This window comes from Spirosoma sordidisoli, assembly GCF_004138325.1.
In the GTDB taxonomy this organism is placed as follows: Bacteria; Bacteroidota; Bacteroidia; order Cytophagales; family Spirosomataceae; genus Spirosoma; species Spirosoma sordidisoli.
In genome coordinates this window covers 108,030-124,357 of record NZ_SBLB01000012.1, presented here as the reverse complement: position 1 = coordinate 124,357, position 16,328 = coordinate 108,030, and the positions used below count along the sequence as shown (strand labels likewise).

Genomic DNA, 16,328 nt, shown 5'->3' with positions numbered 1-16,328 from the left:
GGAGGGGATTCACCCGCCTACTGAATCTTACAAACGTCGGGGGGGAATTGTGTAACGTACCCCCATACCTGCTTGCTGACCTTTGTGGTATCAACTTAATTGTCCACCTATGGAAGCGCAACTCACCCAACAAGCCCGTCGAACTAAGGTCAACGAAGGGCTGACGACCAAGCAGACGTTTCCCGTCTTGGAGATGACCTGTGCAGCCTGTGCCGTCAGCGTCGAATCCATACTGACAAACACGCCGGGGGTGCAGAAGGCAGCCGTCAATTACGCCAACCAATCGGCAACCGTCGAATACGATCCCGAAGCCATCGACCAGGAGGGTTTGCAACAGGCAATCCGCTCGATTGGCTACGATTTGGTATTCGATACGGAAGACCCGCAAGCAGTACAGGCCGAAGCCCAGCAACGACAGTACGAATCGCTCAAAAAGCGCACCCTATGGGCGGGCATTTTATCGGTACCCGTCGTCGTGCTAGGCATGTTTTTCATGCAGGCTCCTTACGCCAATTACATCATGATGGCCCTGTCGGCTCCAGTGGTTTTTTGGCTGGGCCGGTCGTACTTCGTCAACGCCTGGAAGCAGGCGCGGCACGGCAAAGCCAACATGGATACGCTGGTCGCGCTCAGTACGGGTATCGCCTTTTTGTTTAGTACGTTCAACACCCTGAATCCTGATTTTTGGCATCGCCGGGGGCTGCACCCCCACGTTTACTTCGAGGCCGCTGCGGTAGTGATTGCCTTTATCTCGCTCGGCAAGCTGCTCGAAGAGAAAGCTAAGTCGAATACGACGTCGGCTCTCAAGAAGCTAATGGGGCTACAGCCCAAAACCGTTCGCGTCATGAACGGTAACGAGGAGCAGGAGATTCCCATCGCGCAGGTGCGGGTCGGGCAGGTAATCGCGGTTCGTCCGGGCGAGAAAATTCCCGTTGATGGGGTCGTCGAATCGGGTACCTCGTTCGTCGATGAAAGCATGATTTTGGGTGAACCGATACCCGTCGAGAAACGGGTTGGGGAGTCGGTCTTTGCCGGCACTATCAACCAGAAAGGGGCGTTTCGCTTCACCGCGCAGAAAGTGGGCGGTGACACCATACTGGCGCAGATTATTCGGATGGTGCAGGAAGCCCAGGGTAGTAAAGCCCCCGTTCAAAAATTAGTCGACAAGATCGCAGGGATCTTCGTACCCGTCGTCATTGGCATCGCCATTCTGACGTTTGCGGTCTGGATGATCGTAGGTGGTGACAATGGCTTTACCCACGCCCTACTCACTTCCGTAACCGTGTTGGTCATTGCCTGCCCCTGTGCGCTGGGACTCGCTACGCCAACGGCCATTATGGTCGGCGTGGGCAAGGGAGCCGACAACAACATCCTCATTAAAGATGCGGAGAGCTTGGAATTGGGCTACAAGGTTGACACGGTTATTCTGGACAAGACTGGCACGATTACGGAAGGAAAGCCCACGGTGACGGATTTGACCTGGGTTACTAAACCGGTCAACGAATCCATTCTCCCACAGGTACTATTCACCCTCGAAAGCCAGTCGGAACACCCCCTGGCCGAAGCGGTAGTGGCGCGGTTGAAAACGGAAGGCGTTTCGGGCATTCAACTCGATGGCTTCGAGAGCTTGACGGGCCGGGGGGTGACGGGTCGCTACAACGGTCAGGCTTACCTGGTTGGCAACCGCCGACTACTGGCCGAGCGGGGTCTCGCCGATCAACTGGCGACGTTAAACGGGTTAGTGAGCCGCTGGCAGGACGAAGCTAAAACCGTCATTTACTTTGCCGACGAGCAGCAGATTCTGGCAGCCATCGCGATTGCCGACCCGGTCAAACAAACCTCGCGGGAGGCCATTCACACCTTGAAGAAGAGGGGCATCGCCGTGTACATGATGACCGGTGATAACCCCCAAACTGCCGAGGCCGTGGCCAAAGCCGTTGGCATCAGCGATTTCCGGGCGGAGGCATTACCCGCCGACAAGGCCGCCTTGGTGCAGGAACTACAGGCAAAAGGAAAGGTGGTCGCGATGGTCGGCGACGGCATCAACGACTCGCAGGCCCTGGCGCAGGCCGATGTCAGCATCGCGATGGGTCGGGGGTCCGATATTGCAATGGATGTGGCCAAGATGACGCTCATCACGTCTGATCTGAATAGCGTACCTAAAGCCCTCTACCTGTCCCGGCGAACGGTGCAGACGATCCGCCAAAACCTGTTTTGGGCCTTCATTTATAACCTCATCGGTATCCCGATAGCTGCCGGGGTACTGTATCCCATCAACGGATTTTTGCTGAATCCGATGATCGCCGGGGCCGCGATGGCCCTTAGTTCCGTGTCGGTCGTCAGCAATAGCTTGCGGCTACGAAGAACAAAGCTGTAGTCGGCTCCATCTGATTGTGTAACCGAGTATCAACCAAGACTCCTATGGAAACGCTGAATTTCAAAACCAACATCAAATGTGGCGGCTGCGTAGCGGCTGTAACGCCTTTTCTCAATGCCATCGAACAAGTGGATGGCTGGAACGTCGATACAGGCAATCCCGACAAAATTTTGACCGTGCAAACGACGGATAACCGCGTCGGCGAGGCCGTGCGCAAGGCAGTCGAGCAGGCGGGCTATAAGGCCGAACCAATACCACGGCCGTAATGGCGGTTCGAGCTGGTTACCAAAAGTTTTGCAACGGAATCCCCTGAATCTTGTAAGCTGCCTGGCCACCCGGTCAGGCAGCTTATTTGTTTGATTACTAGACAACAACTCAAGTTATGGAAACACACAAGCAGCACACGGACAAATCTCGAACTAACGAATCGGGCCATACCATGCCCCATTCGGGAGCTACGCACGAAGGGCACTACGGCAAACTGGCCCTCATGGCTATCCTGTCATTCGCGTCGATGTACGTACTGATGTATTCGATGGTTGATCGGTTCGCCAACGTAGTCCCCAATGTCAATCAGTTTTATATGGCGGGTTTGATGACCATGCCTATGCTCATTATTGAAGTCCTGTTGATGTCGGCAATGTACCCCGACAAACGGCGCAATGGCCTCATCATCGCAGTGAGTACGTTGGCCCTCGTGGGCTTTTTCTGGTTCATCCGGCAGCAAACGGCAGTGTCGGATCGGCAGTTCGTCAAGTCGATGATTCCTCACCACGCTGCGGCCATTTTGATGGCGAAAGAAGCCAAACTGAATGACCCTGAACTGGTCAAGTTAAAAGACGACATCATCACCGCTCAGGAAAAAGAAATAGCGCAGATGAAAGCGAAACTAGCCCAGCTAGAAAGTGAGTAGCCGATTCGCCCAGCCGCTCTGAACCAATCCCACCAGCCTAGTAGGTGGTTCTTCCGTTTGGTAGGACCGCTTTTGTTTTAACCGGATATATACAGCCTATCCAACGATGAGAAACACGTTTTTTACAGCCGTTTGCCTGCTACTATGGAGCACCGGGTACGCTCAGCATGAGCACCACGAATCCCCCACGGCGAACCAGACCAATGCCCGGCCATACAGCCCCGACAAGTCGAACTTTCCAGTGGTTCCTACCTCGCTACCCGTGTCGCGCCCACAGGCTTTTGCGAAGGTGAAACCGACCGGCAAGCGGGTGACGTATGATCTGGTTATCGATGAGCAGACCGTCACGATTACGGGCAAGCCGAAGCGGGCCATGACGATTAACGGGGGTATTCCAGGCCCGACCATGCGGTTCAAGGAAGGTGATGTCGCCGTCATACGGGTTCATAATAAGTTGAAGACGGAAACCTCATTGCACTGGCATGGCATTTTGCTACCTAACAAACAAGATGGTGTTTCTTATCTAAATACACCACCCATTCATGCGGGCGACACCTACACATTTGAGTACCCACTGGTGCAGTCAGGTACGTACTGGTTCCACTCGCACACGCGTTATCAGGAGCAGGTTGGTGTGTATGGGTCCATCGCCATTCAGCCCCAGAAGCCTGCGTACAAGGTTGACCATGATTTGGTCTTGTTGCTCTCCGACTGGACGGATGAGAATCCGGCTTACATCCTTAAAAATTTGAAACGGCGCAACGAATGGTATTCGATCAAGAAAGGCAATGTCCAGTCGCTCAACCGCATTATTCAGCACAAGGCGGTAGGGGCGTACCTGCGGCAGTCGATGATGAAGATGGCCCCAATGGATATTTCGGATGTCTATTATAATCGGTTTCTGATTAACGGCAAAGACACCATACGCTACCCGGACATCAAGGCTGGTCAAACTGTTCGGCTGCGCGTGATCAATGCCAGTGCGTCCACCTATTTTCACCTTAATTACGCAGGTGGTCCCATGAAACTCATCGCTGCTGACGGCCTGGATGTACAGCCAGTGGACGTTAACCGGCGGTTGATCGCCATTGCCGAGACCTACGACTTTGTTATTACCGTACCTCAAGGGGGTGCCTTCGAAGTGCGAGCCTCCGCGCAGGACGGATCGGGTTATGCAACAGCCCTGCTTGGCACTGGTCCGGCCCGTTATGCGCCAACAATTCCCCGTCCTGATCTTTACAAGCTTACCGCTAACATGAGCCGGATGGGCGGCATGGGCATGGGTACGATGAACATGGGCAAAACCGACACAACGGCTCAGGCCAACCTGGATATGAACGGCCCTATGATGCACAACATGGCAGGAATGAATCACACCCAGATGGATATGAGCGGAAAGCCGACGGCAAATAAGCCCGCCCCGGCAAAAAAAGCCGCTAAACCAACAAAATCGGCTGGATCAATGGGTGGCATGGACCATAGTGGTATGAACATGGGGGGTATGAACACGACCAAAGATGGTAAGATGGATACGTCGAGCATGAACCACGGGCAAATGGATCACTCATCCATGCCCGGTATGGATCACGGTAAAATGTCCATGAAAACGGATTCGATGCCAACTAAAAAAACGGCGCGTGAAAAGCAGGACGACATGGCCGGAATGGATCACGGCCAGATGAACATGGGCAACAAGCCAGGTGACATGGCCGGAATGAAGGGTATGAACAGTGGAGGAATGGCCGAAATGTCGGACCGAGGCATGAGCATGATGGATGAGCAAAATACGATCGATTATAGTATTCTTAAATCGCCTGAACCGATTGTCTTTCCGGCCAATCACCCTATCCGCGAGATCCCGCTCACCTTAACGGGCAACATGTTTCGCTACATCTGGGGATTCAACGGGCAGCCTTTGTCACGGGCGGATATGATTCAGATTCGACGGGGTGAGATTGTGCGGATGCGGCTCATGAACAACACCATGATGATGCACCCCATCCACCTGCATGGTCATTACTTCCGGGTCCTCAACGGACAGGAGCAGTATTCACCGCTCAAGCATACGGTGAATGTATCGCCGATGGAAAACGTCACGATTGAGTTTATGGCCGACGATGACAAGGACTGGTTTTTTCATTGCCACCTGCTCTACCATATGCTCAGCGGCATGGCGCGCGTAGTCAGTTATGGCGACAAACCTGATTCGTCCATCGCCAATATTCAGAAGCTGCATTTGCGCGACATGCGCGACAACCAACCATTTGTCTGGGGGTATCTGCAACCAGGCTACCCGCTTAATTACTTCGCCTTAAATGTGTCCAACAACAAAAACGCCATTGTTGCGGGTGGAGACCACGACTGGCGCACGAATCGCTTCGAGTTTGACCTCGATTATGAACGCTACCTCGGCGACTGGTTTCGGGTATTTGCCGGCATTGATGGAGGAAACGAAGAGTTCCTGCGCCGGGTACGTCCCGAAGACGGTGGAACGCCTGTTGGGGGTCGGCGTATTATCCGGCCAGTAGCGGGTATTCGGTATATGTTGCCGTTTTTGATTCAATCGGAAGTTAAACTCGACACACGGGGTAATGTCCGCTTTCAACTGAGTGGCCAACAAATGCTATTTCCACGCTTAGATTTTCAGTATCAGACGCAATGGTTGGTAGGGGGCTACGTGCGAGCACATGTAGAACTGCAATATACCGTCACGAAAAATCTGTTTCTTCATACGGATTATGACACGCGGTACAAAACCGTTGCCGGCGGATTGGGGTATAACTTTTGACTATAGTAAGACCACAAAAAAAGGGCCGCTACTCTACGTAGCGGCCCTTTTTAGTAGTTAAAGGTTAGCTTTTGAGGCTGCTCTCAAGCTTCTTAAGTTCGGCCATTTCTTTCGTCTGCATCTTAATGACGTTGTTAGCCATCTTCTTCATCGTTGATGTCTTACCTTCCTTCAGATACGCACGGGCCATCTCTACCCCCTGCTGATGATGCTGGGCCATCATGCTGGCGAAATCGTGGTCCACATTGCCGTTCATCGAATGGGTTCCACCGTGCATAATGTCCATGCCCTTTTGGCCCAGTTTGGACGAGGATGACTGAGGCTTATGGCTACTCATAAACTGGTCGAGTTCGCGTATTTCCTTTTGGTTGCTGGCTTTGATCTTACTGGCCAATGCCTTTACCTGTGCGTTTTTGCCTTGTTTTACCTCCATGTCGGCCATCTCGACTGCCGATTGGTGATGCATCTTGAGCATCATGGCAAAGTCATGATCGGGGTCACCAGTCATCTTCATGCTCATCATCTGGGTCATACCCGATTGCATGGACTTCATCATGGCATTGCTGGTTGATTGCTGCGCTATTGTCGGTTGCGAGAGCAACAGAGCTGCACTTAGGCTGGCTACTGATAACAAACTGGTTTTCATTGGTTGTACTGGTTTACTGGTTGTCTGATTATGAATTCGTGTGGCCTGACTAACCCATATGGGTTAGATTAGTAGGGCTTGTTTTTAATCAGCCAGTCCTGAAACTGGCTGATCTCAGTCTTTTGCTCATCAATAATCATCTGAGCCATTTGACGCATCGAATCCACCTTGCCATATGTCAACTCGAGCTGAGCCATTTCCAGGGCACTTTGGTGATGGTCGATCATCAAGGATGAAAAATCAACGTCGGACGTACCCGTGAGGAAGCGGGTATCCTGCGCTTTCATCATTTTTTCCATGACCTGCATGGCCATCATATCGAACGACTGTCCGGCAGTCGATGCAGTGGCCTGATGCCCAATTAGGAATTGAGCAAGTTGTGCTTTTTCCTTTGTCTGGGAGGTAGTAATGGTTTGCGCCATTGCCTTAATGGTTTGATCGGTACCATTTTTTAGTTCTTGATTGGCCATGTCAATAGCCCCTTGATGGTGCATCGACATCATCATCGCAAAATCATGATCCGCGTCGCCCGTCATTTTCATGGCGTTCATCTGGGCCATGTTCGTGTGCATGATTTGCTGATAGACGTTCGCGTCATGTGCCTGAGGTTTAAGCCCGTCGTTGCTGTCAGTACAGGCTGCAATGGTCCATGCCAGTGAAGCAACTAATGCCATCTGGCCAACTAACGTATTTTTCATCGCGTTGAGAAACGTTTGTACACATTATTAACTGCCGACTGCACAGCCTGGTTGTTACAAGATTCACTCGTGGAGTTACAGAATTTTAGAGGCATCCATTGGGCACTACCTCGCGATAACCACCTTATTTATTATATCGATTGCTTATCCACTACGCTATGCTTACTAATGGCTTACTTAACCTGATTAACAAATACAAGCAACGTAGTGACCTTAGTAATCTTCTGCACCACGAAGACCAACTAAAGGCGTTAGAAGTATCGTTTTTTTTGGAGTCAATTCGTCAATGAAACTCATCAGTTTAATGGTAGTGCGGGCAAACGAATTGATACGGAGGTACCACTTTTGCCGCTTGACTCGACAGTCAATTCGCCTTGGTGCATGTCGAGTATTCGTTTTGCCAGCGTCAGCCCTAGCCCAAAGCCACGTACCTGCCCAACATTTTCGGCCCGCATCATGGGAAGAAACACATCTCGAAGCTGGGTGGGTGGTATACCGATGCCCTCGTCGATGATGTCAATCAAGACCCAATTTGGCATGTAATGAATGCTGGCCTTAACTGGTTTGTCCATTGAATATTTACAGGCGTTGTCGATTATATTAATCAGAGCTGTGCGAAGCAGTGTCGAGTTGCCAACAAGTTGAATGGCCGAACTTTGTTCAGCAAATTCGTCGGTAAGCTGAACGTCGATGGTTTGAGTAGGGTACTTTTCTTGGATATAGGCAACTGTATCGAATAAAATGTCCACTACGTTAATATCATCTTTAAGCCGACTGGCTTTAAGACTTTCTACTTCGGCCAGTCGAAGCAACGCATTAGCTAAATCAATTGCTCCTTCCAATCTAAATAAGGCTTTTTCTGTACTTGCGCGCAGGTCGGGAAGAGTTTGATCGTAGGCTAATGCCGTTTCCATGATGCCCTTGACAACTGTGAGGGGCGTTCGGAGTTCGTGTGATGCGTAGGCAACGAAGTTTTCCTGACTGGCCGCTAACTGACCCAACTGCCCCAGTAATTGATCGAAGGAACTGGCCAAATAACCGGCTTCATCGGTTCGACCCATGTGGCCCAGCCGAAATGAAAAATCGTTTACGGTGGCTGTATTTAGCTGACTGATCAGAACGTCGAAGGGCCGCATGGCCCTTCGTGCAAACAAAAATCCGACTAGGGCAATGACCACTAAGGATAGCACGTTGCCCGCAATGAGAATGTACCGAAGATTTTTACTTGTTTGCCGCCCGGCCAAATCATAAGCAGTGACTACGGCAACATAACGGTTCCCCTCATTAGCAAAAGACAAAGCAACCCCTTCCTTCGGCTCTTCCCAACGGCGGCTTGGATAAGTGAAATAAACTTCCTGATCGTGTGCTTTTTGTAATAATGCCGGAGTGATTACATAATCGGATGAACCAGACGATTGGTAGATCTGCCGCTGCCGCACGTCGAATAGTGACTCGTATTGTTCAGGCAGGGTCAGATAGGAAAAGCGCAGGTATTCGGGCTTGTTTTGTAAATAAAGCTGCGCCGATAAGGCCCGCCGTTGCAGCCGGGTCCGCATTTGAGACCGTCGATAAGATTCGTAGGTCTGATAGATAAAAACGGAAAATAACAACAGCAGTGCCGCTACCAGCACGGTAAACCCAACCGTAATGCGCTGCTTGATACTCATGGTTCAGCCTTCATCAGGTAACCAACGCCAAACACCGTATGAATCAGTTTTGGCTCGATATGATCCACCTTACGGCGTAGATAATTAACATAGACATCGACCACATTGGTGTTGGTATTGAAATGTACATCCCAAACGTTTTCCAACAGATCAATGCGGCTGATGACCTTCCCCTGATTAATCAGTAGGTATTCGAGCAGCGCATACTCACGGGCGGTTAACGAGATTCGCTCGCCCGCCCGCCACACCTGATGCGATTCCGTATCGACAACCAAGTTGAGTAATTCCAATCGCTTCGGCAGTGGTGCACGGGACGGGTGTCGGCGAGCCAGGGCCTTCAGACGGAATACCAATTCCTTAAATGCGAACGGTTTGGCTAAGTAATCGTCGGCCCCTGACTCAAAGCCCATCACCTTATTATCCAGGCTACTGAGAGCCGTCAGCATAATTACCGGGATCGCGGGCCAGTTTTGTTTGACAAAGCGGCACAGATCGTAGCCGTTCATACCCGGCATATTGACATCCAACACGACTACGTCGTACTGATGCTCATTGATCAACGAGCGGCCAATAATACCGTCATAGGCTACGGATACACCGATGCCTTCTGATTGTAATCCCTTTTGGATGAATTGGTTCAATTCGATGTCATCCTCGACAACCAGTACGTTCATAATCTTATCTGTTTGACCGCCGAAAGTACGCAAGCAGGTCCGTTGCCTACGGGCCACAAGCTCATTCTCATCAGATTGTAATAACTCTCTCAGAGGTCTCTAAGAAGTGAGGTGGTTCCTTTGAGCAGGTTAAGCTGGCCCGTGTAGGGCCGTTTCTCCTAGTCAACGGCTGATGTTATGATCTGTTTACACCCACGTTGGTTTTACCTGCTTTGCCTGTTGGCTTTTCTGCCGGGCTTGTCCGTGACGCTCGCCCAGCCCCTGACGCTGGAAGGGGCCGTCGAGGCTTCGCTGTCGCAATACCCCACGCTAGCGGCCCAACGGGCGGCTGTCGAAGCACTCCGGGCCAACGCCCAGGTGGTGCGCGACAACCGACTGCCCAACGTGCGGCTGCACAGCCAGACCAACGTAGGCACAGCCAACGGGTTGTCGGGGTCTTATTTCTCACTGGGACTGATCGTACCCACCTCCGGCGCACGCCGGGCCGACAACAGTGGGAACTTAGCTACGGGAAACATTGCCCTGGCCAGTGCCGACTGGGAGGTGTTCAACTTTGGTCGGTTTGCCGCCGAAGATCAACTCATCCGGGCGGAGGTGGCCGTGGGGGAAGCCGGGCTGGAACGCGAACAGTTCGACCTGCGGCAGGCGGTCATCGGGGCGTACCTGGACGTGTTCTGGGCCGAGCAAACCCGGCGCATCGAGGGGCAAAACCTGGCCCGCGTCGATACGGTGCGGCAAATTATCAGCAACCTGGTGCGTAACGGCATCAAGCCCGGCCTGGATTCCTCGCTGGCCAACGTGGCCCTCTCGCGGGCCAGGCTGGCTTACCTGCGGGTGGAGGAAGACTACGAACGGGCCAGGGTGCAGTTGGCTACGCTGACGGGTCGCCCGCTTGAGCAGATTCAGATCGACACCGCCTTCCGCCCGGAACCCCTGCTGGCCCCCGTGCTGGCCCCCGCTTCCACGGCTAACCATCCGCTGCTGCGGGTGGGCGAACGGCTCGTGATTCGGCAGACCACCGAAATTGACCTGATCCGAAAATCGGCCCTGCCCCGGCTGTCGCTGTTGGCGGCTACCTGGGCGCGGGGCACGAGCTTAGACGTGGAAAATAATTTCGGGCCGCTGGGGTCGGGCCTGGCCTACAGCCGCACCAACTACCTGCTCGGCGTAGCCGCCACCATGAACCTGATGGATCTGAAGCGGGCTGGTTCGCGCGTTCGGCTGCAACAGTTCCGCGTCGAGGAGGCCCGCAATCAGTTGGCCCTCGGGCAGGTGCAGCTCCAGAATAGCCTGAGTACCGCCGATGCCCAGCTTACGGTGTTGCAACGGCAACTAACCGAATTACCCTCGGCCCTCCGGTCGGCCCAAGCGGCCTACGCCCAGCGGTTGTCGCTGTACAACAACGGCCTGGAAACCATTTTGGGCCTGACCGACGCGCTTACCCTGCTCACGACAGTAGAAAAAGAAGCCGTGCAGACCCGAACGCAGGCCGTTCAGCTTCGGCTGCAACGCGCCCTGGCCACCAATGATTTTGCTGCGTTTTACACCCTGTTCCGTCGTTAATCCCGTTTCGTATGTCCTTACTCTCAACGTCGTTGAAGCGTCCCATTGCCGTGCTGGTGGTGGTGGCCGGTGTGGTGGTTTTCTCGGTGCTGGCTGCCTTGCGCATTCCCATCGACATTTTTCCCCGGCTCAATTCGCCGACTATCTACGTCATTGAACCTTACGGCGGGATGTCACCCGCCCAGATGGAAGGCTTTTTTGCCACCCGAATGCAGGATCAGTTCCTGTATATCGGGGGCATCAAAGAGATTCAAAGCCGCAACACCCAGGGCCTGACCATCGTGAAACTGGCTTTCTATGAGGGGGTCGATATGGCGCAGGCATCGGCGGAGGTCGCCATCCAGGTAAACCGGGCCATGAAGTTTTTCCCGCCCGGAGCCTTGCCCCCGCAGGTGGTACGCTACGATGCATCCTCGGTACCCATTGGAGACCTGGTGTTTTCGAGCAAAACCCGCCCGTTGCGCGAGATCCACGAGATGGCCTCCACGCGCATCCGGCCCCTGTTTTCGACCATTCCCGGCCTGACGGCCCCGCCCCCCATCGGCACCAACGCCCGCACGGTGGTCATTAACCTCGATCCCCAGAAGATCCGCAGCCTGAACATCTCGCCCGATGAGGTGGTCGAAGCCCTGGCCGCCAACAACGCCATGACCCCGTCGGGCAATATTCGCATCGACAATTCGACCTACATCACCACACTCAATTCGCTGGAAGATCAGGTCGAAGACTTCGGGCAGATTCCCATCGTAACCGAAGGCCACCGCAGTGTGTTTCTGCGCGATGTGGCCACCGTAGCCGATGCCTCCGACGTCACGGCGGGCTACGCGCTGGTCAACGGGAGCCGCTCATCGTACATCCCGGTGGTGAAAACCGCCGATGCCTCCACCTGGGACGTGGTGACCCGGCTGAAGGCCAAACTGCCCGAAATGCGGAGTCTGCTGCCCGATGACATCGAGGTGTCGTATGAGTTCGACCAGTCGGTGTTCGTAATCAACGCCGTGAAAAGCCTGCTGTTTGAGGGCGGCTTAGGGGCCATCCTGACGGGCCTGATGGTGCTGCTGTTTCTGGGCGACTGGCGTTCGTCGCTCATCGTGATCATCACCATCCCGGTGTCGGTGATTGCGGGGGTGCTGCTGTTGGGGCTGGCCGGGCAAACCATCAACATCATGACCCTGTCGGGGCTGGCCCTGTCCATCGGTATTCTGGTCGATCAGGCAACGGTGACCATCGAAAACATCCACCAGCACCTGGAGATGGGCAAGACGAAGAAACAGGCTATTTACGATGCCTGTAAAGAGGTGGCCCTGCCGCTGCTGCTGATTCTGCTCTGTATTCTGGCCGTGTTCGCGCCATCGTTCATCATGTCGGGCGTACCCAGGGCCATGTTTTTGCCCCTGTCGCTCTCCATCGGCTTTGCCATGACGGTGTCCTATTTCCTGGCTCAGAGCCTGGTGCCGGTATTGGCCAACTGGCTGCTCAAAACGCACGCCCATCCCCCCACGCAAGCAGACGCGGAGGTGGCCGACAAAAAGCCCGGCTTGTTTGACCGGGTACGCAATGGATTCGTACGTCAAACGGAGGGCCTGTTGACGCGCAATAAATTGATTATCAGTCTCTATTTTGTCTTGGTCCTGCTCTTGGCTGGGTTGGGTTTTGTGCTGATTGGTAAGGATATGCTCCCCCAGCTCAACGCCGGGCAGATGGTCATTCGGATGAAAACGCCCGACGGCACCCGGCTCGAACGAACCGAGGAGCGAGCCAAACAACTGGTTACGCTGGTTGATGCCGTTACCGATGGCAACCTGGCGGTATCGTCGGCCTACGTGGGCGTGGTGCCCACCAACTACGCCACTACCAACCTGTACGTCAGCACCACCGGCCCGAACGATGCCGTGATCAAAGTGGCTCTCAACAAAGCCTACCACGCCAACATGCAGGCCGTAAAAGAGCGGATTCGGAAGGCCGTCACCGAGCAGTACCCCGATCTGACGGTTTCGTTTGAACCCGCCGACCTGACCGAAAAACTGATGAGCGGGGGAGCCGCCACGCCCATCGAGGTACAGGTGGCTGGGCGCGACATGCAGCAGATCGAAACCTACGCCCGGCAGGTGGTGGCGGGCCTTGCAAAGATTGATTACCTGCGCGACGTACGGATTGTGCAGCCGCTGAAGTTTCCGGTCATCAACATCACCCTGGATCGGCAGAAGCTGGCCATGATGGGCCTGAGCCTGCAACAAGCCGCCCGTTCCATTACGGCATCGACCTCGTCGAGCCGCTTTACGGAGAAAAACCAGTGGCTCGACAAACGCTCGGCCTACACGTATCAGGTGCAGGTGCAGGTGCCTGAATACGCCATGAGCGACATGGCGCAACTGGGCGAAATTCCGTTGGTGGCCGGGCAGGTACGGCCCGTGTTGAGCGACGTGGCGACGTTCTCGGTCGATACGCTGCCCGGTGAGTACGACCGCACCGGACCCCGCCGGTTTGTAACGGTGTCGGCCAATTTGCACGGTAGTGATTTGGGTACGGCCACGCGGGCCGTTGAGCAGACGCTGACGGATCTGGGTGAGGCCCCCAAGGGATTAGTCACGTCCGTAAAAGGAATGTCGTCGCTGCTGACCGAAACGCTGGACAGTTTGCAGGTCGGCTTGGGCGTGGCCGTCCTGGTTATTTTCCTGCTGCTGGCGGCTAACTACCAGTCGTTTAAACTCTCGTTCGTCATTTTGTCAACCGTGCCCGCTGTGATTGTGGGGGCCATTGGGCTGCTGTTGCTGACGGGCAGCACGCTCAACCTGCAATCGTACATGGGCATCATCATGTCGGTGGGCATTTCGGTAGCCAACGCCATTCTTATTGTGACCAATGCCGAGCGGTTGCGCTGGGAGTACCGCGACACCCACCGGGCCGCCGTTGACAGTGTGGGCGTTCGGCTTCGGCCCGTGCTGATGACGTCGTTTGCCATGATTGCGGGCATGATTCCGATGGCCCTCGGTACGGGCGAGGCCGGGGAGCAGGTAGCCCCACTGGGCCGGGCCGTTATTGGTGGCCTGATTGCTTCCACGCTGGCCGCGCTCTACATCGTACCCCAGGTGTATGTCTGGCTACAGCGCAGCACCCCTTTCCATGATCCTTCGCTGCTACCGACCGAATCGGCCTACGCCGTGCAGATGGCCGACGACACCGCCGATCAATTTCATAAAGAACAAGCTCAGACCGAAGCGTATGAAAATCACCCCTTATAGCTACGTACTGGCCCTGTTGGGGCTGGGCGGCTTTTTTCAGCAGTGCACCTCGTCCGAATCGGCAGACAAGCCCCACAAAAAGACGACCGCCGAACCTACCGCGTCGGCACCCGCCTACCAGGTCGGCACCGTTTCCCGGCAGCGGGTCAGCCCGTCGGTGCAGTTGCCGGGCCAGTTTCGGGCCTATCAAGAGGTCAGCATTTACCCACGGGCCAATGGCTTCGTGGAACGAGTGCTGGTCGACCGGGGGAGTGCCGTTCGGCGGGGGCAGGTGCTGATGATCCTCGATGCCCCCGAAACGGAGGAGCGGCTGGTGGCCGCCCGGTCGAACACGCTCAAAGCCGAGGTGATGCTAACGGCCAGCCGCGAACATTACCGGCGACTGCGGGCCAGCAATAAAATTCCCGGTTCGGTGTCGGCACTGGACCTGGAAACGGCGCAGGCCCGGCTTCGCTCTGACAGCGCGTCGGTGCTGGGCGAGCGGGCCAACTACCGCGCCCTGACCAAACTCCGGGACTACCTGACCGTGCGGGCACCCTTCGACGGTATCATCACCGAGCGGAACGTACACCCCGGTGCGCTGGTGGGATCGGGGGCCAAGATGGAAGGGCCGATGCTGGTGCTGCAACAACAAAACCGCCTGCGGCTGGTGGCCGACATTCCCGAAACCTACAGCGTGGGCCTGCGCGAAGGCAGCACGGTTCGCTTTTCGGTGGCCGCTATGCCGAGCCGGGAATTTACGGGCAAAATCAACCGGCGATCAGGCAGCATGAACCAGCAATTTCGGTCCGAAACGGTGGAGATCGACGTGGCCAATCCCACCCGCACCCTGCGCCCCGGCATGTTTGCCGAGTTGACCCTGCCCACTGCCGGCACACCGGGTGCCCTGGCTGTGCCGACTACGGCAGTCGTCACCTCCACCGAACGGCAGTACGTGATCCGCGTGACCGACGGGCGGGCGCAGTACGTACCTGTGCGCCGGGGGCAGAAAGCCGGTCCGCTCACGGAAGTGTTTGGCAACCTGCGGGCCGACGACAGGATTATCGTCAACGCCCGCGACGACATCAAGGAAGGCATCGCCGTTCGCTGATTGTGAACGGGTTATGCCCGTTTTAAGCAACCAAATAAGACTATGGGCAGTCGAAATAGACTACGTACTCTGTTCTATTTGCTGATAGTGGTCGGTCTAACTAACTGCGACCGCACCACCTACCAGCTCATGCGGAGTTCTGAGGCTACGACGGATAACCCCTGGGTCAAATCGGTGTGGACCAAATCGCGCGGGCGGCAGATCGTTTTCGTCGATGGGGCTGGTAACCGGCAACGGTTGTCGAGCCGTTCGGTTTGGGGCTACCGCACCAATCAGGGCGAGACGTACCGGTTCTACAGAGAGGACACCTACGAGGTGATGCAACAAGGCCCGTTGTCTATTTACCGCACCGAAGATTGGGTCGGTGACTCCCGGCGGGAAGATTATCATTTTAGTCTCACGCCCGACAGTGAGATTCATTACCTCGACAAACGTACCTGTCGGCGCGTGTTTCGTGGCGACAGTTGTATGCTGATGCTGCTCCGGCAGATGCGAAACGGGCAATTGAGCGACACCGATGCCCACGGTTCCTACGGATTGGTCAATGCGTATCAATTTTGCCACCGTCAGCAACGTAGCCTTACCCGGCATCATCCGTCAACCACGGTTGGTTCAGCCAAATTAAAACTCGACAAACATGAGAAAAAACCTGTCGATTGACAGCGTTGCT

12 protein-coding genes are annotated in these 16,328 nt (G+C 54.9%); 8 read left to right on the top strand and 4 right to left on the bottom strand.

Annotated features, from left to right (window positions below; all coding sequences use genetic code 11):
* Positions 1-109: 109 nt before the first annotated feature.
* The 4 genes from EQG79_RS28365 to EQG79_RS28350 all read left to right on the top strand — a co-directional run bounded on the left by EQG79_RS28365 (position 110) and on the right by EQG79_RS28350 (position 6,078).
* The gene (locus tag EQG79_RS28365; protein WP_129606229.1) at positions 110-2,377 is read left to right on the top strand and encodes a heavy metal translocating P-type ATPase; all 2,268 of its coding nucleotides are present in this window, start codon (positions 110-112) and stop codon (positions 2,375-2,377) included.
* Positions 2,378-2,421: 44 nt separating this feature from the next.
* Complete coding sequence (locus tag EQG79_RS28360) at positions 2,422-2,643, top strand: heavy-metal-associated domain-containing protein (RefSeq protein WP_129606226.1); 222 nt, start codon at positions 2,422-2,424, stop codon at positions 2,641-2,643.
* A gap of 116 nt (positions 2,644-2,759) precedes the next feature.
* Positions 2,760-3,290, top strand: a complete 531-nt coding sequence (locus EQG79_RS28355) for a DUF305 domain-containing protein (RefSeq protein WP_129606224.1) — start codon at positions 2,760-2,762, stop codon at positions 3,288-3,290.
* Positions 3,291-3,396: 106 nt separating this feature from the next.
* Positions 3,397-6,078 (top strand): multicopper oxidase domain-containing protein, encoded by a 2,682-nt coding sequence (locus tag EQG79_RS28350; RefSeq protein WP_129606222.1) that lies wholly within the window; start codon positions 3,397-3,399, stop codon positions 6,076-6,078.
* Between the two features lie 64 nt (positions 6,079-6,142).
* On the opposite strand, the gene EQG79_RS28345 is transcribed toward EQG79_RS28350, so the two are convergent.
* The 4 genes from EQG79_RS28345 to EQG79_RS28330 all read right to left on the bottom strand — a co-directional run bounded on the left by EQG79_RS28345 (position 6,143) and on the right by EQG79_RS28330 (position 9,763).
* Positions 6,143-6,724 (bottom strand): DUF305 domain-containing protein, encoded by a 582-nt coding sequence (locus EQG79_RS28345; protein WP_129606220.1) that lies wholly within the window; start codon positions 6,722-6,724, stop codon positions 6,143-6,145.
* A gap of 68 nt (positions 6,725-6,792) precedes the next feature.
* Positions 6,793-7,422, bottom strand: a complete 630-nt coding sequence (locus tag EQG79_RS28340; RefSeq protein WP_129606218.1) for a DUF305 domain-containing protein — start codon at positions 7,420-7,422, stop codon at positions 6,793-6,795.
* 296 nt (positions 7,423-7,718) lie between these two features.
* Positions 7,719-9,089 carry a sensor histidine kinase gene (locus EQG79_RS28335; protein ID WP_129606216.1) on the bottom strand — a complete coding sequence of 457 codons (1,371 nt, stop codon included), beginning with the start codon at positions 9,087-9,089 and terminating at the stop codon, positions 7,719-7,721.
* Positions 9,086-9,763: a response regulator transcription factor gene (locus tag EQG79_RS28330; RefSeq protein WP_129606214.1), complete on the bottom strand. Its 678-nt coding sequence runs from the start codon at positions 9,761-9,763 to the stop codon at positions 9,086-9,088. The genes EQG79_RS28335 and EQG79_RS28330 overlap by 4 nt, the downstream gene beginning before the upstream one ends.
* A gap of 177 nt (positions 9,764-9,940) precedes the next feature.
* Here EQG79_RS28330 and EQG79_RS28325 point away from each other — a divergent pair, with 177 nt between their 5' ends.
* The 4 genes from EQG79_RS28325 (at position 9,941) to EQG79_RS28310 (ending at position 16,318) form a co-directional block, all read left to right on the top strand.
* Positions 9,941-11,326, top strand: coding sequence for a TolC family protein (locus EQG79_RS28325; RefSeq protein WP_129606212.1), 1,386 nt, complete (start codon positions 9,941-9,943; stop codon positions 11,324-11,326).
* A gap of 11 nt (positions 11,327-11,337) precedes the next feature.
* On the top strand, positions 11,338-14,568 hold the full coding sequence (locus tag EQG79_RS28320) for an efflux RND transporter permease subunit (protein WP_129606210.1): 3,231 nt from the start codon (positions 11,338-11,340) through the stop codon (positions 14,566-14,568).
* Positions 14,549-15,658, top strand: coding sequence for an efflux RND transporter periplasmic adaptor subunit (locus EQG79_RS28315; protein ID WP_165358970.1), 1,110 nt, complete (start codon positions 14,549-14,551; stop codon positions 15,656-15,658). The genes EQG79_RS28320 and EQG79_RS28315 overlap by 20 nt, the downstream gene beginning before the upstream one ends.
* Before the next feature lie 129 nt (positions 15,659-15,787).
* Entirely contained in the window at positions 15,788-16,318 is a 531-nt protein-coding gene (locus EQG79_RS28310; protein WP_129606206.1) for a hypothetical protein, read from the top strand.
* Positions 16,319-16,328: the final 10 nt, after the last annotated feature.